20 protein-coding genes and 1 other RNA gene are annotated in these 21,012 nt (G+C 65.6%); 8 read left to right on the forward strand and 13 right to left on the reverse strand.

The window, feature by feature from the left end; all coding sequences use genetic code 11:
- Positions 1–64: 64 nt before the first annotated feature.
- Both RW112_RS00805 and rnpB read right to left on the reverse strand, forming a co-directional pair.
- Positions 65–1,543 carry a glyceraldehyde-3-phosphate dehydrogenase gene (locus tag RW112_RS00805; protein ID WP_317780006.1) on the reverse strand — a complete coding sequence of 493 codons (1,479 nt, stop codon included), beginning with the start codon at positions 1,541–1,543 and terminating at the stop codon, positions 65–67.
- A gap of 280 nt (positions 1,544–1,823) precedes the next feature.
- Positions 1,824–2,215: RNase P RNA component class A (gene rnpB, locus RW112_RS00810), an RNA gene on the reverse strand.
- 120 nt (positions 2,216–2,335) lie between these two features.
- On the opposite strand from rnpB, the gene RW112_RS00815 reads away from it, so the two are divergent.
- Complete coding sequence (locus RW112_RS00815) at positions 2,336–3,148, forward strand: slipin family protein (protein WP_317780007.1); 813 nt, start codon at positions 2,336–2,338, stop codon at positions 3,146–3,148.
- Positions 3,149–3,214: 66 nt separating this feature from the next.
- Positions 3,215–3,979, forward strand: coding sequence for a peroxide stress protein YaaA (locus tag RW112_RS00820; RefSeq protein ID WP_317780008.1), 765 nt, complete (start codon positions 3,215–3,217; stop codon positions 3,977–3,979).
- Between the two features lie 62 nt (positions 3,980–4,041).
- Here RW112_RS00820 and RW112_RS00825 read toward each other — a convergent pair whose 3' ends face one another.
- Together RW112_RS00825 and RW112_RS00830 are read right to left on the reverse strand one after the other, a co-directional pair.
- On the reverse strand, positions 4,042–4,779 hold the full coding sequence (locus tag RW112_RS00825; RefSeq protein ID WP_305941339.1) for a zinc ribbon domain-containing protein: 738 nt from the start codon (positions 4,777–4,779) through the stop codon (positions 4,042–4,044).
- 122 nt (positions 4,780–4,901) lie between these two features.
- Complete coding sequence (locus RW112_RS00830; RefSeq protein WP_305941340.1) at positions 4,902–5,810, reverse strand: Nif3-like dinuclear metal center hexameric protein; 909 nt, start codon at positions 5,808–5,810, stop codon at positions 4,902–4,904.
- 100 nt (positions 5,811–5,910) lie between these two features.
- Between RW112_RS00830 and msrA the strand changes: the two genes are divergently transcribed.
- The 3 genes from msrA (at position 5,911) to epsC (ending at position 8,074) form a co-directional block, all read left to right on the forward strand.
- Positions 5,911–6,435 (forward strand): peptide-methionine (S)-S-oxide reductase MsrA, encoded by a 525-nt coding sequence (gene msrA / locus RW112_RS00835; protein ID WP_317780009.1) that lies wholly within the window; start codon positions 5,911–5,913, stop codon positions 6,433–6,435.
- 77 nt (positions 6,436–6,512) lie between these two features.
- Complete coding sequence (gene cysK, locus RW112_RS00840) at positions 6,513–7,448, forward strand: cysteine synthase A (protein WP_011692288.1); 936 nt, start codon at positions 6,513–6,515, stop codon at positions 7,446–7,448.
- A gap of 41 nt (positions 7,449–7,489) precedes the next feature.
- Positions 7,490–8,074, forward strand: coding sequence for a serine O-acetyltransferase EpsC (epsC, locus tag RW112_RS00845; protein WP_317780010.1), 585 nt, complete (start codon positions 7,490–7,492; stop codon positions 8,072–8,074).
- On the opposite strand, the gene RW112_RS00850 is transcribed toward epsC, so the two are convergent.
- Positions 8,071–8,904, reverse strand: a complete 834-nt coding sequence (locus RW112_RS00850; RefSeq protein ID WP_317780011.1) for an oxidoreductase — start codon at positions 8,902–8,904, stop codon at positions 8,071–8,073. The genes epsC and RW112_RS00850 overlap by 4 nt on opposite strands.
- A gap of 120 nt (positions 8,905–9,024) precedes the next feature.
- On the reverse strand, positions 9,025–10,461 hold the full coding sequence (gene gndA, locus RW112_RS00855; protein WP_317780012.1) for an NADP-dependent phosphogluconate dehydrogenase: 1,437 nt from the start codon (positions 10,459–10,461) through the stop codon (positions 9,025–9,027).
- Between the two features lie 218 nt (positions 10,462–10,679).
- Between gndA and RW112_RS00860 the strand changes: the two genes are divergently transcribed.
- Entirely contained in the window at positions 10,680–11,408 is a 729-nt protein-coding gene (locus tag RW112_RS00860) for a FadR/GntR family transcriptional regulator (protein WP_317780013.1), read from the forward strand.
- 61 nt (positions 11,409–11,469) lie between these two features.
- Here RW112_RS00860 and RW112_RS00865 read toward each other — a convergent pair whose 3' ends face one another.
- The 3 genes from RW112_RS00865 to RW112_RS00875 are packed head-to-tail and all read right to left on the reverse strand — an operon-like array spanning position 11,470 to position 14,282.
- Positions 11,470–12,528 carry an L-idonate 5-dehydrogenase gene (locus RW112_RS00865; protein ID WP_317780014.1) on the reverse strand — a complete coding sequence of 353 codons (1,059 nt, stop codon included), beginning with the start codon at positions 12,526–12,528 and terminating at the stop codon, positions 11,470–11,472.
- On the reverse strand, positions 12,528–13,298 hold the full coding sequence (locus RW112_RS00870) for an SDR family oxidoreductase (RefSeq protein ID WP_317780015.1): 771 nt from the start codon (positions 13,296–13,298) through the stop codon (positions 12,528–12,530). Before RW112_RS00870 ends, RW112_RS00865 begins: the two co-directional genes overlap by 1 nt.
- A gap of 3 nt (positions 13,299–13,301) precedes the next feature.
- On the reverse strand, positions 13,302–14,282 hold the full coding sequence (locus tag RW112_RS00875) for an NAD(P)-dependent oxidoreductase (RefSeq protein ID WP_317780016.1): 981 nt from the start codon (positions 14,280–14,282) through the stop codon (positions 13,302–13,304).
- Positions 14,283–14,353: 71 nt separating this feature from the next.
- On the opposite strand from RW112_RS00875, the gene RW112_RS00880 reads away from it, so the two are divergent.
- Complete coding sequence (locus RW112_RS00880) at positions 14,354–15,418, forward strand: D-2-hydroxyacid dehydrogenase (protein ID WP_317780017.1); 1,065 nt, start codon at positions 14,354–14,356, stop codon at positions 15,416–15,418.
- A 6-nt stretch (positions 15,419–15,424) separates the two neighbouring features.
- On the opposite strand, the gene RW112_RS00885 is transcribed toward RW112_RS00880, so the two are convergent.
- Positions 15,425–16,048, reverse strand: a complete 624-nt coding sequence (locus RW112_RS00885) for an FMN-binding negative transcriptional regulator (protein ID WP_317780018.1) — start codon at positions 16,046–16,048, stop codon at positions 15,425–15,427.
- Between the two features lie 4 nt (positions 16,049–16,052).
- Positions 16,053–17,054: a DMT family transporter gene (locus RW112_RS00890; RefSeq protein WP_317780019.1), complete on the reverse strand. Its 1,002-nt coding sequence runs from the start codon at positions 17,052–17,054 to the stop codon at positions 16,053–16,055.
- On the opposite strand from RW112_RS00890, the gene RW112_RS00895 reads away from it, so the two are divergent.
- A complete protein-coding gene (locus tag RW112_RS00895) occupies positions 17,053–18,465 on the forward strand; it encodes a PLP-dependent aminotransferase family protein (protein WP_317780020.1) in 1,413 nt (470 codons plus the stop codon). The genes RW112_RS00890 and RW112_RS00895 overlap by 2 nt on opposite strands.
- A gap of 121 nt (positions 18,466–18,586) precedes the next feature.
- Here RW112_RS00895 and RW112_RS00900 read toward each other — a convergent pair whose 3' ends face one another.
- Positions 18,587–19,936 (reverse strand): MFS transporter, encoded by a 1,350-nt coding sequence (locus RW112_RS00900; protein WP_317780021.1) that lies wholly within the window; start codon positions 19,934–19,936, stop codon positions 18,587–18,589.
- Between the two features lie 163 nt (positions 19,937–20,099).
- Entirely contained in the window at positions 20,100–20,897 is a 798-nt protein-coding gene (locus RW112_RS00905; RefSeq protein WP_317780022.1) for an IclR family transcriptional regulator, read from the reverse strand.
- Positions 20,898–21,012 lie beyond the last annotated feature (115 nt).

Below are 21,012 nucleotides of genomic sequence, written 5' to 3' on the forward strand. Positions count from 1 at the left end.
ACCGTTTCCCGGCCGATGCCAGAGCACCGGCCGGGAAACCTCAGAGCTTTGCCTGCCTTGGTTCCTAGACCGCGATTGCCGCCAGCGCCGCAGCGGGTTCCTTGACGGGGAACGACGGCGGGTTGACCCCGGCCATTTCCTCCATCACGCGGACCACCTGGCAGCTGTAGCCGAACTCGTTGTCGTACCAGACGTAGAGGATAACGTTCTTGTCGTTGGAGATGGTGGCGAGGCCGTCCACGATGCCCGCACGTCGTGAACCGACGAAGTCCGTGGACACAACCTCGGGGGAATCGATGTAGTCGATCTGCTTGCGCAGGTCCGAATGGAGGGACATCTGGCGCAGGTAATCGTTCACCTCATCCTTGGTAGTGCCGTTTTCCAGGCTCAGGTTCAGGATGGCCAGGGAGACGTCAGGGGTGGGGACGCGGATGGAGCTGCCGGAAAGCTTGCCTTGAAGTTCGGGCAGCGCCTTCGCCACAGCAGTGGCCGCACCCGTTTCCGTGATGACCATGTTCAGGGCCGCGGAGCGGCCGCGCCGGTCACCCTTGTGGAAGTTGTCGATTAGGTTTTGGTCGTTGGTGAAGGAGTGAACGGTTTCCACGTGCCCGTGGATCACGCCGAACTTGTCGTTGATGGCCTTCAGGACCGGGGTGATGGCATTGGTGGTGCAGGACGCCGCCGAAATGATCTGGTCCGAATCCTCGATGCTGCCGTGGTTAATGCCGTGCACGATGTTCTTCAGCGCGCCCTTGCCCGGTGCGGTAAGGAGAACCCGGGCCACGCCCTTGCTCTGCAGGTGCTGCGACAGGCCTTCAGCGTCGCGCCAGCGTCCCGTGTTGTCCACCACGAGCGCGTTGTTGATACCGAATGCGGTGTAGTCGATCGTGGCGGGGTTGTCCGAGTAGATGACCTGGACCTGCACGCCGTTGGCGGTGATGGTGTTCGCTTCTTCGTCCACCCGGATGGTGCCCTCAAAGGAGCCGTGGACGGAGTCGCGGCGCAGGAGGCTGGCGCGCTTGGCAAGGTCCTTGTCCGAGCCGCGGCGCACCACGATGGCGCGCAGGCGCAGGCCGTGGCCGCCGCCGGCCTTTTCGATGAGCAGACGGGCCAGCAGGCGGCCGATGCGGCCAAAGCCGTACAGCACGACGTCGGTGCTGGTGCGGTCGTCAGCACCGCGCTTGCCCACGATCTCCGCCAGTTCGGCGCGGAGGAATTCTTCCAGGCTGGCACCGTTGCCTTCAAGCTTGTACTTCTCCGTCAGGCGGGCCACGTCGATGGCTGCGGCACCGAGTTCGAGCTCGGCCAAGGTGTTCAGCAGGGGCGCGGTCTCTTCGAGCAGCAGCTCGGTGTTGCTCATGCGGCGGGCGAACCGGTGCGCCTTGAGGATGTTCATGGTGGACTTGTTGATCAGGCTGCGACCGTGGATGCTGGTCACCACGTTGTTCTCGCGGTACAGCCGGCCGATGACCGGGATCATGGCCTCGGCAAGCGCCTCACGGCCCATCCACGTATCAAGACAAGAATCTGACGTCTGGCTCACAGAACTACCTTCCTTGGGTCAACCACATACGCCCTCGTATGCAGATGTCGGCCACCGGAGGTATTCCGGGGCACAGGCATCGGCGGGGATTCGGTCCACCCCGGACACCTTGGAGAATCGCAAAGAAAAGCCGCCGGCTGCGAACGCAGACCAGGCGGCAGAACTTCTACGTTCGCTATCCATTCTAGGGCGGCGCCGGCTCCCCCACGGCCCCGTAAAGCGTGAAGTCACTCACATGCCGCCGTACGGCAGGCCTCGAAGAGCAGGCCGTAAACGGTGGTGGATGGGTTGACCGATACGCCGGGTTCTGTGTTCCCGCACCGTTGCCGGAGCGGGAGTAGCGGCCATCCATCTACGAACGCCGTTGCCGACGCCCTCCAGCGGCCTACCCGGACACTCGGGCGGGCAGCCCTCGAACGTGTCCTGTCTGGCCTTGCTCCGGGTGGGGTTTACCTAGCCTTCCCGGTCACCCGGGAAGCTGGTGGTCTCTTACACCGCCGTTTCACCCTTACCTGCTTCGTGCCGCTTTCAAACCGGCGCGATGCAGGCGGTCTATTTTCTGTGGCACTGGCCTGCGGGTTACCCCGAGTGGGCGTTACCCACCACCCTGCCCTGCGGAGCCCGGACGTTCCTCGAGCCACTTGCGTGACGCGCGGCCGCCTGGTCAACCCATCCGCGTTTCATTCTACGGGCTGTGCCGGCTGCCCGGTTCCGCAGCAGGTGCGAGGGGCTTTTCGATCCCCTGGTGGGACAATGGAACAAGATCAACCCGGCACAAAGGAGGGGATCCGAATGGACCCCACCATTACGTTCATCGCCATCGCCGTCACACTGCTGCTGCTCATCTTGCTGAAAATGTCCATCCGGATCGTGCGGCAGTATGAGCAGGGTGTGCTTTTCAGGCTGGGCAGGGTCATTGGAATCAGGCTGCCGGGGCTTCGGTTCATCATCCCGGTCATTGACCGTCTTCCGCTGGTCAGCCTGCGGATCGTGACCATGCCAATCCAGTCGCAGGGCATTATCACGCAGGACAATGTCAGCGTCGACATCTCAGCCGTGGCCTACTACCGCGTGGTCGATGCGGTGAAATCCGTCGTGGCCATAGAGAATGTCGCCGCCGCCATCGACCAGATTGCCCAGACCACGCTGCGGAAGGTCGTTGGCAGGCACAGCCTGGACCAGACGCTGTCAGAAACCGAGCGAATCAATAGCGATATCCGGGAAATACTGGATGCCCTGACGCTCGAGTGGGGTGTCGAAGTGACTTTGGTGGAACTGAAGGACATCCAACTTCCCGAAAGCATGAAGCGTGCCATGGCCCGCCAGGCTGAGGCCGAGCGGGAAAAGAGGGCGAAGATCATCGCGGCGGAAGGTGAGGCTATCGCGGCAGCCGCCCTCGGCGACGCGTCGGACACCATGATGGCCCACCCGCTGGCCCTGCAGCTGCGGAATTTGCAGTCCCTGGTGGAAATCGCAGTGGACAAGAACTCCACAGTCGTCTTCCCGGCGCCGCTGATGAGCACCATCGGCGAACTATCCGCCTTCCTCGCCCGCGAGACCCAGGCGGCCACCGCTGCAGCCAAACCACCGGTCAAGGCGGCCTGACTGCCGCGGTGCCGCCGGCAGGACCGCGACATCACGCCCTCGTTCCAGCGCCGGTAAGATCGTACGGTGCTGATTCTGCTGCCGCCGTCCGAAGGCAAGACCCCCGCTGCCCAGGGAGAAGCCGTCGACTGGACCGCCCTGAGCTTTCCCACCTTGAACACCTACCGGGCGAAGGTGCTGGAAGCGCTGGGAGGCGTCAGCGCCCACCGGGACGCACTCGCACTGCTGGGCGTCGGCGCATCCCTGAGTGCCGACGTCGAACGCAACACCCGGCTGCACACGGAACCGGCGGCGCCGGCGCATCAGGTCTATTCCGGCGTCCTGTACGACGCACTCGGCTATCAGTCGCTGACGGCGGCGCAGCGCCGGAAGGCGGATGAATCAGTACTGGTGGTCTCCGCCCTCTGGGGCGCCATCCGCTTCGCCGACCGGGTGCCCGCTTACCGGCTGTCGATGGGAACGTCACTGCCCGACGTCGGCCGGCTGGCCTCGTTCTGGAAGCCGCAGATTTCGGCCGCACTGGCGGGCGAAACCAAAGAGGAACTTTTAGTGGACTGCCGCTCCAGCACCTATGCTGCCGCCTGGGCCCCGCCCCCGGCGCAGACCGTCACCGTCAACGTCTTCACTGAAGTGAACGGTGTGCGCAAGGTCGTAAGCCATTTCGCCAAACACACCCGCGGCGAACTGGCCCGCCACCTGCTGACCCGACGTGGTGCCGCCCCCCGTACCCCGGCGCAGCTGCTGAAAGCGGCCCGCGAAAAGTGGGAAGCCGAGCTGGTCGAAGGCACGCCGCGCAAAGCGCATGCCCTCAACATCATCCTGCCCAACTGACTCGCAGTTAACGTCGTCATTCGCGCTTTTCACGACGTTAACTGCCAGCTACTTGGGTATGCCTAGGCCCACTCTGCCGAACGGACCAGGATGCAGCCCGAGTCCGGACAATAAACGATGTCGTCCTCGGCGGCTGCCTTGATGTCGGCGAGGTCGCCGGGGCTGAGCTGCATGCCGGAGCCCTCGGACTTACCGTGGAACAGCCGGGCTGCGCCGACCCCGCGCTTGGCAAGGGTCTTTTCGTAGGCAGCCAGCAGACCGGCATCGAGGCCGGCCGCGAACTCCGAGCGCCTGGCACCCACTTCGGCGGCTTCCGCGGCAATTTCAGCCAGTGCGGCGTCCAGCTCGGCGCGGATCCCGCCAAACGATCCCTGGACGTCGTCCACGATCTTCTGCTGGGCAGCCTGGCGCTCACGGAGCCCTTCCAGCCGTTCCATGACCTCCAGCTCCACGTCCTCGAGGGTGGACAGCCGTTTGGTGAGCGAAGCGATGTCGCTTTGGAGCGCGACAAGGTCCTTGGACAGGCCGGTACCGCTGTTCAGCCGCGCTTCATCGCGCTTGATCCGCGAGGCCACCTGCTCCACGTCAGCTTCCGAGCGCTTGAGTTCGGCTTCCGCGTCGTGAACCGCCATTTTCGCCGCGCCGAGTTCGCCGTTGGCCACGGCCAGGGCGGCCTGGAGGTCGCTGATCCGGGGATCGGCTTCAATGCTCCGGCGGCGGTTGGACAGCGATTTGAGCCTGGCGTCGAGTCCCTGCAGTTCGAGCAATTTCAACTGTTCTGCCGGTGCTGCCTTGGCCACTATTACCTCCGCTTGTTCCTACCGGCCGCGGCCGGGCACCGGACCGGCGCAGTTTAGACTCTAGCGCCTAGCGTGCTCCCCTGCCTCGCTGCGCTCACCCGGGGACCCCGCGCACGCCAGGCTTAGCCCGGAGTCAGAATGAAGTCCCATGGATCGCTATTGGTGGTGCTCACCCGGATCTCGACGTCGTGCCCCTGGTCGCTGAGGACGTTTCCCAATGCTTCGGCCGCCGCCGGCAGCCACAGCCACTCGCTGGCGAAGTGGGAAACGTCGATCAGGTACGGCCGGTCATTCACGGCATTCTCGCGCGCCTCGGACGCGGGATGGTGGCGAAGGTCTGCGGTCACGAAAAGGTCGGCGTTGCTCGCGCGGACCTCGTTGAACAGGGAGTCCCCCGCGCCGCCGCATACCGCAACGCGCCGCACCAGTCCGTCCTTGTCCCCGGAGACGCGCACGCCGCCGGCCACGGCCGGCAGGATGCCGAACACCCGGGCAGCGAAGTCCCCCAGCGTCATGACGTCCTCAAGGTCGCCCACCCTGCCGATGCCCTCCTCGGGCAGGCCGTTCAGGGCAGGGGTCAGGGGCACAACGTCGTGGAGGCCCAGGGCGTCTGCCAGGACATCTGAGACGCCCCCGACGGCGGAGTCACCGTTGGTGTGGACGGTCAGGAGCCCGGTCCCGGATTCGATCAGGCGATGGACCGCCTTCCCCTTGGCCGTAGTGGCCGCGACCGAGTTGACTCCCTTAAGCAGCAGGGGGTGGTGCGTGATCAGCAGTTCCGCGCCCCACTCGATGGCTTCCTCGATGACGTCCAGGGTGGGATCCACCGCGAACATGATCCTGCTGACTTCGGCCGACGGATGGCCCGCGACCAGGCCCACCTCGTCCCACTCTTCGGCGAGGGACTCCGGCCAGAGCTCTTCCACGGCCAGCAGGATTTCGCCGAGCGTGGGGGCGTCCGCGGGTTCGGCGGCGGCGGACTCAGCACCGGTACGGGCATCTTCTGCAACGTCGGTGTTCACAGGTTCCATACCCTCATTTTTACCCTATTCGCCGCCGTCGCCCGCACGCGCAACAGTCTCGTAAGGTGGTGGAGGGAATCATCAGCGCGCTTCAACCATTGAAGAGGACATGAAGACTTTTGTGCTTGGCGGAGGCTGCTTCTGGTGCCTTGACGCCGTCTACCAGAAAACCAAAGGTGTCACGTCCGTCATTTCGGGCTACACCGGCGGCCACGACCGCCATCCTGACTATTACTCGGTCTGCTCGGGCACCACGGGCCATGCCGAAGTGGTGGCTGTGAGTTTCGACGAGGAAGTGATCCCGGCCGAGGTCATCCTGGATATGTTCTTCGCCCTCCACGATCCCACCACGCTCAACCGCCAGGGATACGACGTCGGCACCCAGTACCGCTCCTCCATGTTCTACGAGACCACGGAGGAAAAGATCCTCTTCGAGGAGGCGATCGAACGGAACCAGGAACTGTGGGCGCATCCGATCGTCACCGAGGTCAGCAGGCTGCCCGTATTCCACGTGGCGGAGGATTTCCACCAGGACTACTACGCCAAGCATCCGGAGCAGGGCTACTGCCAGGTGATCATCAACCCCAAGCTGGCGAAGGCGCGGAAATATTACTCTGCATGGCTTAATGCTTAGCAGCGGTCCGGCCGCCCTCGTTAGGCTGACCTCAGTATTCGCTGTTCAGAGAACTCTTCAGAGATAGGCACAAATACATGGCACGGATCTACGACGACGTCACCCAGCTTGTCGGCGGCACTCCGCTGGTCAGGCTCAACCGGCTCACCGAGGGCCTCGACGCCCAGGTGGCGGTCAAGCTCGAGTTCTACAACCCGGCCAACAGCGTCAAGGACCGTATCGGCGTGGCAATTGTCGACGCAGCGGAGAAGTCCGGCGCCCTGAAGCCCGGCGGAACCATCGTCGAAGGAACCTCCGGCAACACCGGCATCGCACTGGCCATGGTGGGTGCCGCACGCGGTTACAAGGTCATCCTGACCATGCCCGAGACCATGTCAACCGAACGCCGCGTGATGCTCCGCGCGTTCGGCGCCGAGATTGTGCTGACGCCGGGCTCCGAAGGCATGCGCGGGGCCGTGGAGAAGGCCCAGGAGATCGTGGCCAACACGGAGAACTCCATCTGGGCACAGCAGTTCGCCAACGAGGCCAACCCGGAGATCCACCGCACCACCACGGCCGAGGAAATCTGGTCCGACACCGACGGCAAGGTGGACATCTTCGTCGCCGGCATCGGCACCGGCGGCACCGTCACCGGCGTCGGCCAGGTCCTGAAGGAACGCAAGCCGGACGTCCAGATCGTCGCCATCGAACCGAAGGACTCCGCCATCCTGAACGGCGGCGCCCCCGGCCCGCACAAAATCCAGGGCATCGGCGCCAACTTCATCCCTGAAATCCTGGACACCAACGTCTATGACGAGGTCCTTGACGCCACGCTGGAGGATTCCGTCCGCGTTGCCCGCGACCTCGGCGTCAAGGAAGGCATCCTGGGCGGCATTTCCTCCGGTGCCATCGTCTGGGGAGCCCTCGAGCTCGCCAAGCGCCCGGAGAACGCCGGTAAGCTCATCGTCGCGGTTGTCTGCGACTTCGGCGAGCGTTACATCTCCACCGTGCTCTATGACGACATCCGCGGCTAGGTCTTAGCCCGCCATTCACCGTTTCCTGTAGAAAGGTCTTTGTGAGCTTCTTCGCAAGACTTAAGGAAGACCTCGATGCCGCCCGGTCGCATGACCCGGCGGCTCGAGGTTCTTTTGAGAACTTTTTCGCCTACTCCGGCCTCCATGCCATCTGGGCGCACCGCCTGACGCACAAGCTCTGGAAGAATCCGTCGCTTCGCTTTCCGGCCCGCCTCATTTCGCAGCTGGCGCGGTTCCTGACCGGGATCGAAATCCACCCGGGAGCCACCATCGGCCGGCGGTTCTTCATCGACCACGGCATGGGTGTGGTCATTGGCGAGACCGCGGATATCGGCGAGGACGTCATGATCTATCACGGCGTGACCCTGGGCGGACGGTCGCTGGCGAAGGTCAAGCGGCATCCGACTATCGGGGACCGTGTGACCATCGGCGCGGGCGCCAAGATCCTGGGCCCCATCACCATCGGACGGGACAGCGCCGTGGGAGCCAACGCCGTGGTGGTCAAGGACGCCCCGCCGGAGTCCATCATCACAGGTGTTCCGGCAACATGGCGCCACCGCGATGCCCAGCGCGAGACCAAACCTGCCGTGGACCCGGCCGAGTACTACATCGAGTACCGGATCTAGCCCGAAAACCGCCGGTAGATCGCCCGGAGGACCACGTCGAACACGGTGTCCGGCAGGATCCTTCTGAGGGTCAGGATGGTGCGCGCACCATTGCCTACGGGATAGCGTGTCTTCGGACGCGCGGCCGTCGCGGCGTGGACTATGGCATCGGCAATGACGTCCGGGTGCGTTGACATGCTGGAGCCCGCCGTGGAGGCCAGCGCTGCAGCGACTATTTTCGCCTGGTCCCGGTACGGGCCGTTCCCGGAAGTTTCCAGCAGGCTTTCGCCGGAGATGCCGCCCCACTCTGTCTGTGTGCCCGCCGGCTCGATGATGGACACCCTGATGCCGTGGGGCTTGAGTTCCAGGCGCAGGGAGTCACTCAGTCCCTCGACAGCGAATTTTGTGGCGTGGTACCAGGCGCCAAGGGGCTCGTACATCTTCCCGCCGATGGAGGACACATTGATGATCCTCCCCTGCGCCGCTGCCCGCATGGCAGGCAGCACCAGCTGGGTCATGCGTGCCAGGCCGAAGACGTTGACGTCGAACTGCCGCCGGCCTTCAGCCAGTTCCACTTCTTCCAGGGAGCCATAGGAGCCGTAGCCGGCATTGTTCACAAGGACGTCGATCCGGCCGTGTGCCTCCAGGATTCCGCCAACGGCTGCCGACATGGACGCCTCGTCCGTGACATCCAGGGCCAGCACCTCTACGCCGAACTCTTTCAGCGGCTCCATCTTTTCGACCCGCCGGGCGCCGGCGTACACCGTGAAGCCCTTCTGGCTGAGCTTCCTGGCTGCCTCGAACCCGATACCGGTGGACGCACCTGTGACAAAGGCGACTGGCTGGGACATGGGTTGTACTCCTTAGGGACAGTGGCCGCTTAAAGTCAATGGCCGGCGCCTCCCAGAGTATCCGGGAGGCGCCGGCCATTTGATGTCACCGCCGGTGTCACCGCCGGTGTGGCGCCGAAGCTAGTGGGTATCCACTGCCTCGATTTCGGACTTGTCCTCGCCCCACAGGGTGTGGAACGTGCCCTCGGCGTCCACACGGCCGTAGGTGTGCGCGCCGAAGAGGTCGCGCTGGCCCTGGATGACGGCGGCCGGCAGGCGCTTGCGGCGCAGGCCGTCGTAGTAAGCCAGTGAGGAGGAGAATACCGGGACGGGGATGCCCAGCTGGACAGCAGTGGCAACCACACGGCGCCAGGCCGGCAGGACCTCGGCGATGGCCTTGGTGAAGGCCGGCGCGAACAGCAGGTTGGCCGGCTTGTCCTCAGCGGCGTAGGCCTTGGTGATTTCCTTCAGCAGTTCCGCGCGGATGATGCAGCCACCGCGCCAGAGGGAAGCGATCTCGTCCAGCTTCAGGTCCCAGCCGTATTCCTTCGCGGCGGAGGTGAGCATGTCCAGGCCCTGCGCGTAGGAAACCAGCTTGGAGGCGTACAGCGCCTGGCGGACATCCTCGACGAACGTTTCCGGGACCTCGACGGCGATTTCCTCGCCGGCCAGCAGTTCCTGGGCCAGCTTGCGCTGTTCGGTCTGGGACGAGAGGGCACGGGCGAACACGGACTCCGCGATGCCCGACGTCGGGGAACCCAGCTCGAGCGCGGAGATGACCGTCCAGCGGCCCGTGCCCTTCTGGCCGGCGGCGTCAACCACGACGTCGACAAACGGCTTGCCTGTACGGGTGTCCACGTGGCCCAGGACCTCGGCGGAGATTTCGATCAGGAACGAAGCCAGCTCGCCCTTGTTCCACTCGGCGAAGATCTTGGACTGCTCGGCCGGTTCGATGCCGGCACCGGAGCGGAGGAGGTCGAAGGCTTCGCCGATGACCTGCATGTCGGCGTACTCAATGCCGTTGTGGACCATCTTGACGAAGTGTCCGGCACCGTCGGTGCCGATCCAGGCGCAGCAGGGCTGGCCGTCGACGTTGGCTGCGATCTTTTCGAGCAGCGGTCCGAGGGCGTCGTAGGACGCCTTGGAACCGCCGGGCATGATGGACGGGCCGTTCAGGGCGCCTTCCTCACCGCCGGAGACGCCGATGCCGACGAAGTGCAGGTCCTTCTTGGCCAGCGCGGCTTCGCGGCGGCGGGTGTCCTCGTAGTGCGAGTTGCCGGCATCGATGATGATGTCGCCCGCTTCCAGCAGGGGCTCAAGCTGCTCGATCACGGAGTCGACAGGCTTGCCGGCCTTGACCATGATGAGTACGCGGCGGGGCTTTTCCAGGGAATCCACAAGCTCCTGGAGGGTTTCGGTACGCACGAAGTCGCCGTCGTGTCCGTGCTTTTCCAGCAGCGCGTCAGTCTTTTCAACAGACCTGTTGTGCAGGGCAACGGTGAAGCCGTTCCGGGCCAGGTTGCGGGCGAGGTTGGCCCCCATCACCGCAAGGCCGGTGACACCGATGTGTGCTGACATCAAAACTCCAATTCATTTCTGTGCAACGTGTGCATTCTGTTCCGCACTTCCTGCGGAACACGCTTTAAGAACCAGTGGCTGTCAATAAACCATATGTATTTCCGTCGACTACGGGAAAGTTGCGACCACGTTTTGGAAGGTGGCGCGTCACAAAACAGTCTATGATGCCGCCGGCGTCCGGCCGGGCGGAGCCGCTCGGCACGATTATGCTTACGACTATGTCAACCAGCCTCCATCATCGCGCCATCGAACACCTGGGCACCCGCATCGTGAGCGGCGCGCTGCCCCAGGGCCACGTGATGCTGGCTGAGCAGCTCGAAGACGAGCTGAAGGTCTCCCGCTCCGTGGTACGCGAAGCCGTCCGCGTCCTGCAGTCCCTCGGCCTGGTGGAAACCATCAAACGCGTGGGTATCCGGGTGCTGCCCGCCAGCCGCTGGAACCCGTTCGATCCCCTGGTCATCCGCTGGCGCCTGGCCGGCGAGGGCCGCGGCGCCCAGCTCAGGTCCCTCGCGGAACTGCGCTCCGCCGTCGAACCCGTCGCTGCCGAACTGGCCGCCGCAAACGCCCCCCAGGAGATCCGCAAAGAACTGCTGGATGTATCCCTGGCAATGCGCGACGCCGGCAAGGCCGGCAATGTGGCGAAGTTCCTGCAGCTGGACATCCACTTCCATTCCCTCCTCCTCACTGGTTCCGGCAACGAAATGTTCGCCAACCTCGTGGGGCAGGTGGCGGAAACCCTGACCGGCCGCACCATCCACGGACTCATGCCGGACCATCCGCGTGATACCGCGCTGCAGTGGCACGTGGACGTGGCGGAGGCCATCGCCGCCGGGGATGCCGCCGGCGCCAGGGAGGCTTCCAGCCGGATCATGCGCGAGACGATCTCCGAGATGGAAGCCAGCTGGCGGGACCAGCCGAGGACCTTCATCCCCCTGCCGAACAACTAAGCGCGAACGTACACTTGAGGCCCTCAAGGCAGGGCCGCAAGTGTACGTTCGCGCGGAAGTTCTACCCAGGGCTGAAGTCCAGCAGCACCTTCCCGGATTCGGCCGAGTTCCTGGCCACGTCGAAGGCCTCGAGCCCGCGCCCCAGCGGGAAATCGTGGGTGACCACCGGGTCCACGAACAGCGTGCCGTCCGCCAGCGCCGCGATAACCTCGTCGATTTCGCCGTTGAAGCGGAACGAACCCAGCAGCTCCAGCTCGCGGGTGATGGCCAGGGAGATCAGGACGGGCTGGGGACCTGAGGGCAGGAGCCCCACCATCACCACCTTGCCGCCCCGGACAGCTCCCTTGATGGCGGAGGCAAGCCCGTGGTGGCTGCCGGACGATTCGATCACGACGTCCGCCTCCACCGCGGCAATGGCGTCGGCTTCGTCGCCCTTGAGGACCTCGTCGGCGCCGACGGCGAGGGCGATCCCGAGTGGTTTGGGGTGCATGTCGACGGCGACGATCCGCCGGGCGCCGGCGCGCTTGAGGACTGCGACAGCCAGAGCCCCGATGGGACCGCAGCCGATCACCAGGGCTGTTTTTCCCCTGACGTCCCCGGCGCGGGCCACGGCATGCCAGGCCACACTGGCCGGCTCCGCCAGCGCGGCCGTCCGCAGGCTGAGGCCGTCCGGCAGCGGACGGAGCATCCTGGCGGGCAGGGTGGCGTACCGGCTGAAAGCGCCGTCGGTGTGCGGGAAGCGGGCGGCACTGCCCAGGTAGGTGCAGCCCGGTGACAGGTTGGGCCGGTCTTCGGGATACCGGGCGGCGCCCGGGCCGGGCGTGGCCGGATGGACGGCCACCGGCGTACCTGCCGCAGGTCCCGTGCCGTCCGCCGCCGCGTGCAGGACGGTTCCCACGATTTCGTGCCCCAGGACCATCGGGGCGCGGAGGATAGACTCCCCTGCGGCGCCGTGCAGCCAGTAGTGGAGGTCCGAGCCGCAGATCCCGCCGAAGGCAACTTCCACCACCGCTTCGTCGGAACGTGGCGCCGGGACGGGCACATCCTCGATGCGCAGGTCTCCGGCCGCATGGGCCACGACGGCTTCGGAGGTGGCGGGGAGTTCGTGGATGCCGGGCATCAGACCACCACCGTCATTCCGCCGTCGATGAAGATGGTCTGGCCGTTGACGAAGTTGGACCCGTCCGAAGCAAGCCACACCGCCGGACCGGCCAGATCCTGCACAGTCCCCCAACGGTTCGCCGGCGTCCGGCCCAGGATCCAGGAGTTGAACTGCTCATCATCCACCAGGTTCTGCGTCATCTCAGTATGGATATAGCCGGGCGCGATCCCGTTGATCTGCAGGCCCGACGCCGCCCACTCCGCCGTCATGGCCCGGGTCAGGTTGCGCAACCCGCCTTTCGCCGCGATGTACGGGGCGATGGTGGGCCGTGCCAGGTCCGTCTGCACCGAGCAGATGTTGATGATCTTGCCCCGGCCGCGCGGAATCATGTGCCGGGCAGCCTCCCGCCCCACCAGGAAGGCGCTGGTCAGGTCCGTGGAGAGCACCCGCTCCCAGTCGCTGACGTCCAGATCCAGCATCGGGACCCGGTGCTGGATCCCGGCGTTGTTCACCAGGATTTCCAGCGGGCCCACGTTCTCCTCCACCCACGCGACGCCCCGCGCAGCCGCCGAGTCTTTCGTGACATCGAACGCGCAGCTGTGCACGCGCCCCGGCGGGTAGTCCGCAGCCATCGCGGCCTCAGCGTCCTTCAGCCGTTCCGGATTGAGTCCGTTGAGCACCACCGTGGCCCCGGCATCAGCCAGGGCCCGTGCCAGGGCATTGCCGATCCCCCGGCTGGAACCCGTCACCAGGGCAACCCGCCCGGTGAGGTCAAAAAGTGAATTCATCGTTTACTGTTCCTCAATTGGTCGTGGCAGCCGGTTGTGACTGCCGGCGTGGCTGTGTGGCGAGCTGAGATTCGAGATGGTTTGCCGGACGGCGGCGAGGTCGAGGTCCCCGAGCCCCTGGCGCTTGAGTTCCGCGTATAGTTCGACGCCGGCCGCTGCCATGGGCACGGCCGCGCCCACGGCGGCGGCACTTTCCAGAACGAAGGAAAGATCCTTGTGCATGAACTTTGCCGGTCCGGTGGGCGCATAGTCCTTCGCCGCGAGGCGGGGTCCAACGATATCCAGGACCCTGCTGCCCGCCAGCCCGCCGGACAGCACCTCGTACAAAGCTTCTACGTCCAAGCCCGAGCGTTCAGCGAGCTCGGCAGCTTCCGCGAGCGCCGCCGTCGTGGTTCCCACGATCAGCTGGTTGCAGGCTTTGGCCAGCGACCCGGATCCGAGCGGCCCCAGGCGCCGGACCGTGCCGCCCATGGCGTTGAACAGCGGGAGGAGCTTTTGGAAGTCCTTTTCCTCCGCACCGACCATGACGGCAAGTGTTCCGTCCTCGGCGCCTCTGGTGCCTCCGCTGACGGGCGCATCGACGACGACGGCGTTGCCACGGCTGGCGGCGGATACCCTCGCCCCGAAGTCTCGAACGGCTTCCGGAGAGACGCTGCTCATGACCACGACGGCGGTGCCGGGCTTGGGCGGCTGTTCGGTCCAGCCCGCAAGCAGCCCGGCCGCCGCCTCCTCGATGTAGGACAGGTCAGGCAGCATAAAGATGATGACGGGTTCGTCCCGCAACGCGGCAACGTCCGCGGCCCGGATGCCGCCGCGCGCCGCAAAATCGTCCAGGGCGGCCGCCGACCTGTTCCAGCCGGTAACGTCCCAGCCGGCCTTCAGCAGATTGGCTGCCATGTGGCCGCCCATCAGGCCCAGGCCGGCGAATCCGGCCCTCATTTCAGGCAAAGTCGTGGTCACATCGTGGTCTGTCTGCACATCCATTGGCAGCGGCACCTCACTTCATCGTGGTTAATGGAGGAGAAATCTGTTCAATATCCTAGCCTCCATTCAGTATGATGAACACCATGACGACCAAAACCACCGTCGCAATCGCCGTCCCCCTCGAAGCTGAGCTGGTGGAGCGCATCCGCGCCGTAGACCCTTCCGTGACCGTCCTCTATGAGCCCGACCTCCTCCCGCCCGAAAGATTTCCCGCCGACCACGCCGGCGATCCGAACTTCAAGCGCACTCCCGAACAGGAGGAACGGTACTGGGACCTGCTGAACAAGGCTGATGTCCTGTACGGCTTCCCCAACGAGAACCCCGCCGGGCTGGCCCGCATTGCCGGCAGCAACCCCCGGCTCCAGTGGATCCATGCCATGGCCGCGGGTGCCGGCGGAGCAGTGAAGGCATCAGGGCTGGACCAGGAAACCCTGCAGAAATTCAAGGTGACCACGTCAGCCGGCGTGCATGCCCTGCCGCTGGCGGAGTTCGCGGCGCTGGGCATCCTCAACGGCTTCAAGCGCAGCGCCGAGCTCGCGGCAGACCAGGCCGCCAAGGTCTGGCCGGAACTGCGGACGCCGACCCGCCTGGTGAACGGCTCCACGCTTGTGGTGACCGGCCTCGGGGAGATCGGGATGGAGACCGCCCGCATCGCCCGGGCGCTGGGAATGAAGGTCAGTGGTACCAAACGGAACGTGGAGCCGATCGACGGCATTGTGGAAGTTGCGGACAACGACGGCCTGCCCGGCCTGCTCGCCTCCGCTGACGCCGTCGTGAACACCCTGCCCGGCACGCCCTATACGGAGAAACTGTTCAACCGCGAAGTTTTCGCCGCCATGAAACCGGGGACGGTCTTCGTCAACGTGGGACGCGGCACGGTGGTGGACGAGGACGCACTGCTGGAGGCACTCGACAACGGACAGGTCGGGTACGCCTGCCTCGACGTTTTCGCCGTCGAGCCCCTGCCGCAGGACAGCCCGCTCTGGAACCATCCCAAAGTGATGGTATCCCCGCACACCTCGGCGCTCAGCGCGGCGGAGAACCGGCTGATCGCCGAACGCTTCAGCAGCAACCTGCGCGCATTCCTCGACGGCGGGGAGCTCCCCCACCTCGTGGACACCGTGCACTTCTACTAAGGGGCATTATCGCCGCCTGGCCTTCTCGACGTCCGAAGCGATGGCTTGCTGACCCCGGGCAGCAAGCCCGGCCACCACACCGTCAATGTCGGCGTCGGGCCGGTTCTGGCTGAGCTTGGTCTTCGCTTCGATCCTGGTGATGACCAGTTCGAGGCCCACGATGGCGCGCAGCTGGCCGGAGATGAAACGCTCCGGCGCATCGTCCACGCTCCACGGGTGGTCGAAGCCTGCCTCGTGACGGTCGGTCAGCCGCCTGACCTGGCCGGCGAGCCAGGCCGGATCGTCATGGATCACCAACGTGCCGTAAACGTGTGCCGTGGAATAGTTCCAGGTGGGCACCACGCGCCCGTGCTCGGCTTTCGAGGCGTACCAGGACGGTGAAATGTAGGCGTCAGCGCCCTGGATGATGGCGAGTGCTTCACCGATCACCGGCTCGGACCACTGTGGATTATTCCGTGCCACGTGGGTGTGCAGGGCGCCGTGGTCGCCACTCGAGGGGTCGAAAACGAACGGCAGCAACGTGGCGAGCAGGCCCTGCCGGGTCATGGTGACCAGGTTGGCTGCGGCCGGCCGGGTCAGGAGCTTGTGCGTCGAATCGGGTCCGGCGGCGAAGTGGGCTGGGGTGTACATGACGTTAGTCCTTTGCGGGCTGGAGGGATTTTGTGGCGTTCGGGTCAGCGGCCGGAAGGGTGTGCCGGTCGGCGGCCGGGACGTCGGCTGGCCTGAGCCGGACCCGGACGGCCGCGCCGGCGCAGAGGATGACGGCGAGGCCGCCGATGATGGTGGTCCAGGTCAGGGCCTCCCCCAGCAGGAGGGCGGCCCAGCAGATGCTCAGCACGGGCTGGATGAGCTGGATCTGGCTGACCTGGGCCATGGGGCCGATGGCCAGTCCGCGGTACCAGGCGAAGAAGCCCAGGAACATGCTCACCAGTCCGAGGTAGGCGAACGACGCCCACTGGGCGGGAGTGGCTGACGGGGGCTGCTGGGCCAGGGACAGCACCGTCAGGAATCCCATCAGCGGCGATGCCAGCACCAGCGCCCAGGACACGGTCTGCCAGGCGCCGAGCTCACGCGCCAACAGGCCGCCCTCCGCGTAGCCGATGGCCGCTGCCACCACTGCGCCAAGGAGGAGCAGGTCAGTCGAGTGCAGCTGTCCGAATCCGCCGGACTGCATGGACGCGAAGGCTATGGCCGCCAGGGCGCCCACACCGGTGATCATCCAGAACGCTACGCGTGGACGTTCGCGCCCCCTCAGGACGGCGGCCGTCGCCGTCGCGGCCGGAAGCAGTGCGATGACCACAGCGCCATGGCTGGCCGGCGTGCTGGTGAGCGCGAAGGACGTCAGCAGGGGAAAACCGATGACGACGCCGGCGGCCACCACCGCGAGGCGCGCCCACTGGACGCCGCGGGGAAGCCGCTGCCGCGCGAGCGCCAAAGCCGAGGCGGCAAAGACCGCGGCCACCACCGCGCGGCCGGACCCGATGAACAGCGGTGAGAGCCCCGCGACTGCGACCTTGGTGAACGGAACCGTGAACGAGAAGGCCGCTACTCCGAGGAGTCCCCACCACAGTCCGGAGGGGGTGCGGTGGGGTATCACTGGGCGAATCGCTACAGTAGCGCTACTATTAGGTCTCATGAACAACGATAGCAGTTCGAGGATTGCCGCGCGACTGCGCGATTGGATCGCCCAGGCCGCGCCGGGATCAAGGCTGCCGTCCACGCGGTCGCTGGTCGCTGAGTTCCAGGCAAGCCCGGTCACGGTGCAGAAGGCACTGCAGGCTCTCACCGCACAGGGCCTCATCGAAAGCCGGCCCGGCGTCGGGACATTCGTCCGTGCCGTCCGGACGGCGCGCCCCTCGGACTACGGCTGGCAGACGGCTGCCTTGAGGTCACCGCTGGCGCCGCTTCCGGCGGCCTCCACCACCATGCGCGACGTGGCAAACGATGCCATCGCCTTCCATTCCGGTTACCCGGACAGGGAGCTTCTGCCTGAACGGCTGGTGCGTGCAGCCCTTACCCGCGCAGCCCGCGGCGAGGCGGCGTTATCCCGTCCCCCCGCGGCGGGCCTGCCGGAACTGCAATCGTGGTTCGCCCACGAACTCGGCGCATCGACACCGGCCGGAACCGCGCCGCCGAACCCGAGCGACGTCGTCGTCCTTCCGGGAAGCCAGAGCGGGCTCAGCTCCATCTTCAGCGCCCTTGCCGGCCGCGGACAGCCGCTGCTGATGGAATCCCCCACCTACTGGGGCGCCATCCTGGCGGCGGCGCAGGCCGGGGTCCGCGTTGTCCCGGTACCCACCGGACCGGACGGCCCGGACCCTGCGGAACTGGCGCGGGCGTTCGACGAAACCGGAGCGCGCCTGTTCTACGCGCAACCCAACTACGCGAACCCCACGGGGGCGCAGTGGGCGGCCGGGCGGGGCGAAGAGGTCCTGGAGGTGGTGCGCAGCAAGGGCGCATTCCTGGTGGAGGACGACTGGGCACACGACTTCGGGATCACCACCAATCCCGTACCCGTCGCCTCCCGCGACGACTCCGGCCATGTGGTGTACCTTCGCTCGCTGACCAAGAGCGTATCCCCGGCCATCCGCATTGCCGCGGTCATCGCACGCGGCCCGGCACGTGAGCGCATCCTGGCGGACCGGGCAGCCGAGTCGATGTATGTCAGCGGGCTACTCCAGGCCGCAGCGCTGGATGTCGTCACACAGCCGGGATGGCAGACGCACCTGCGGAGCCTCCGCCACCAGCTCCAGTCACGCCGGGACCTCCTGGTCGCCAGCATGCGCGAGCACGCCCCGCAGGCGCACATCGAGCACGTCCCCAAGGGAGGGCTGAATCTCTGGGCGCGGCTGCCCGATGGGACCGACCTCGAACGGCTGGCCCGCGACTGCGAAAGCGACGGTGTCATCATCGCCGCCGGCCGGGAGTGGTTCCCTGCCGAACCTGCCGGTGCTTTCATCCGCCTCAACTACTCGGGGTCCAACCCGGGAGCGTTTCCGCAGGGTGCGCGGGTCATCGGCCGGGCACTGGAACGCGCCAACCCCTAGCAAAACCCGCCTGGAATCAGCCGGGCGGCGACAAAGGCCGTGGCTCCTTCCTGGCGGAGGGAGCCACGGCCTTGTGGCGTGGAACCTGGTGGCGTGGAGTGCAGTCCAGGTGCCGCCGGCGCTAGCTGGCGTCCTCCGTGAGGACAAGGTCGCGGCCCACGGTCTCCGGCGTGAAGAACGTGGTGGCGAACGAAATCAGGGCAAGGACCAGCGAGTAGATGGCGAGCACCAGCCAGGAGTGATCCGTTGCCGCCAGGAGCGACGCGCCCACGAGGGGAACAAGCCCGCCGGCCAGGACTGCGGAGAGTTCCCGGCTCATGGCCACCCCGGTAAAGCGGTACTGGGAGCCGAACAGTTCAGGCAGGAGCGGGCACTGCGGGCCCAGCATGGACTGGACGCCGATGGCGATGCCCACCACCATGACCACCCAGACGAGGGTCACGTTGCCCAGCGTCACGAGGTAGAACGCCGGAAGGGCGATAAGCGCCTGGAAGAGTGCACCGTAGCGGTAGACCGGCACGCGGCCGAAACGGTCGGAGAGGGCGCCGAAGGTGACTACCATGACGGCGGCAAAGCCGGCGGCGATGAGCAGGCCCACGGGTCCGATGAACTTATCGCCCGGGAACACCCCGTCCTTGGCAGCCAGGAAGGCGATCAGGAGCGCGGAATAGATCGAGGAATTGCCGTTCTCGCCCATGCGCAGGCCGATGCCCACCAGCACGTTCTTCTTCGAGTGCTTCCACAGCTGGCCGATGGGGTTCTTGACCACGTTCTTGTGCTTTTCGAGCTCCTGGAACACCGGCGTTTCCTTAAGCCGCAGCCGGATGAAGATTGCCACCGCTATCAGGAGGATGCTGGCCAGGAACGGTACGCGCCACAACCACCCCTCCAGCACGGCCTTATCCGCCATGGCGATCAGCGCAAACGTGCCTGCACCCAGGAGGGTGCCCAGTTGGATGCCGACGAACGGCAGGGAAGCGAAGAAACCACGACGGCGGCGCGGTGCGACTTCGGAAATCAGCGTGGTGGCACCGGCCTGTTCAGCGCCGGCTCCGAGGCCCTGGAGGATGCGGAGCGTCACCAGCAGGACCGCCCCCAGCATGCCCGCCTGCTCGAAGGTCGGCAGCAGGCCGATGGCGAAGCTCGCGCTTCCCATCAGGCCGATCGTGAGGATCAGGACCATTTTGCGGCCGAACCTGTCACCGATATAACCAAAAATGACTCCGCCGAACGGGCGGGCTGCGAACCCGACGCCGTAGGTGGCGAACGATGCGATCAGGGCACCGTCTTCACCGAGGGGCTTGAAAAAAAGGGGCCCGAAGATTAATGCCGATGCCAGGCCGTAAATGTAGAAATCGTAATACTCCAGAGCGGAGCCCACGGAGCTGGCAAGAGTTGCCCTCCGCAGTTGTTCCGGTTCGACGACGGCGCCGTCCGCATCCGCAAGCGGTGATTCAGTACGAGTTGTCACTAGCACTCCCTTAAGAACACTCCAGACCCCCGTTGGTCTGGTGGGATAGCGACGGCACCGGTGGTGTCGATCACTATATTGAACAGCGTACAGCACCTTGAACGGATCGCCAATGATGTAATCCGATTTTTTTTCAGGAGTGAGGGCCCCGCCCGGTCCCTCGTTAGCCCATGGGGTTGCCGAGTGAACGCGCCAGCTCCTGCAGCTCCTTGACCATCATGGCGCCCTGCTCCCGGGAGTAGGTTGCCTTCAGGGCAGTGACGGACAGTCCCAGGCTCGGCCCGTGGGCTCCCCTGGTGGGGACCGCAACCGCAAGGCACACGACACCGGTGGTGGACTCTTCATCCTCGAAGGCGTAACCCTGCTCCCGGATGACCGGCAGTTGCTTTTTGAACTCAGCGCCGGTCCGCAGTGATTTGGGAGTAAGTACCGGCAGTTCGGCATCATCGGGAAACATCTCATCGATGTCGTGGTCGTGCAGCCGGGCGATCAGGGCTTTGCCCACGGCACACAGCGACACCGGCATCTTGTCGCCGATATTGGACGTAAGCCTGACCGCCGGGTGCCCTTCATAACGGGCAAGGTAGATCACATTGGTGCCGTCCAGCATGGCGATGCGGACTGTTTCGCCGGACAGGGTGGGAGCCTGCTCGCAGAAGCGGTAGAACTCCTGGACCTCGTCCAGCCGGCTGAGGTAGGCGGCGCCGAGTTCCACAAGCTTGCGCCCCAGGGTGAAGTCGGCTCCCTGCCGGTTAATGAGGCGCGCCTCCTCGAGTGCCAACATCAGATTCGATGTTGACGACTTGGGGATGCCCAGTTCCCGCGAAAGGTCGCTCAGCGTAAGCCTGCCTGTCGCCGAGGCCGCCAGTGCCTCCAGCACGGCAGCAGCCCTTGTCACGGCCGGCGCGGGGGACGCACTCCCCAGTCCGTCGGAGGTGCGGGGAGCCCGGGAATCGGCCATGATTCTCCTTCAGTTAAAAGCGCGTCCGTTAATGCGTTGTTCATCCAGCCTGTTCATTCAGCTGAACAGTAACCATCATAATGTGTGGGCACCGTATTGAGGCCCCCCGGGGGGC

Origin of the sequence: Arthrobacter sp. B10-11, from assembly GCF_033142195.1 — a bacterium.
Taxonomy (GTDB): Bacteria; Actinomycetota; Actinomycetes; order Actinomycetales; family Micrococcaceae; genus Arthrobacter; species Arthrobacter oryzae_C.

What these genes read in the sequence shown, in the direction of transcription:
- RW112_RS00815 (WP_317780007.1), top strand. Translation starts at nt 2,336, where the DNA reads ATGGACCCCACCATTACGTTCATCGCCATCGCCGTCACACTGCTGCTG.
- RW112_RS00830 (WP_305941340.1), bottom strand. Translation starts at nt 5,810, where the DNA reads ATGGAACCTGTGAACACCGACGTTGCAGAAGATGCCCGTACCGGTGCT.
- msrA (WP_317780009.1), top strand. Translation starts at nt 5,911, where the DNA reads ATGAAGACTTTTGTGCTTGGCGGAGGCTGCTTCTGGTGCCTTGACGCC.
- cysK (WP_011692288.1), top strand. Translation starts at nt 6,513, where the DNA reads ATGGCACGGATCTACGACGACGTCACCCAGCTTGTCGGCGGCACTCCG.
- RW112_RS00850 (WP_317780011.1), bottom strand. Translation starts at nt 8,904, where the DNA reads ATGTCCCAGCCAGTCGCCTTTGTCACAGGTGCGTCCACCGGTATCGGG.
- gndA (WP_317780012.1), bottom strand. Translation starts at nt 10,461, where the DNA reads ATGTCAGCACACATCGGTGTCACCGGCCTTGCGGTGATGGGGGCCAAC.
- RW112_RS00860 (WP_317780013.1), top strand. Translation starts at nt 10,680, where the DNA reads ATGTCAACCAGCCTCCATCATCGCGCCATCGAACACCTGGGCACCCGC.
- RW112_RS00865 (WP_317780014.1), bottom strand. Translation starts at nt 12,528, where the DNA reads ATGCCCGGCATCCACGAACTCCCCGCCACCTCCGAAGCCGTCGTGGCC.
- RW112_RS00870 (WP_317780015.1), bottom strand. Translation starts at nt 13,298, where the DNA reads ATGAATTCACTTTTTGACCTCACCGGGCGGGTTGCCCTGGTGACGGGT.
- RW112_RS00875 (WP_317780016.1), bottom strand. Translation starts at nt 14,282, where the DNA reads ATGGATGTGCAGACAGACCACGATGTGACCACGACTTTGCCTGAAATG.
- RW112_RS00880 (WP_317780017.1), top strand. Translation starts at nt 14,354, where the DNA reads ATGATGAACACCATGACGACCAAAACCACCGTCGCAATCGCCGTCCCC.
- RW112_RS00885 (WP_317780018.1), bottom strand. Translation starts at nt 16,048, where the DNA reads ATGTACACCCCAGCCCACTTCGCCGCCGGACCCGATTCGACGCACAAG.
- RW112_RS00895 (WP_317780020.1), top strand. Translation starts at nt 17,053, where the DNA reads ATGAACAACGATAGCAGTTCGAGGATTGCCGCGCGACTGCGCGATTGG.
- RW112_RS00890 (WP_317780019.1), bottom strand. Translation starts at nt 17,054, where the DNA reads ATGAGACCTAATAGTAGCGCTACTGTAGCGATTCGCCCAGTGATACCC.
- RW112_RS00905 (WP_317780022.1), bottom strand. Translation starts at nt 20,897, where the DNA reads ATGGCCGATTCCCGGGCTCCCCGCACCTCCGACGGACTGGGGAGTGCG.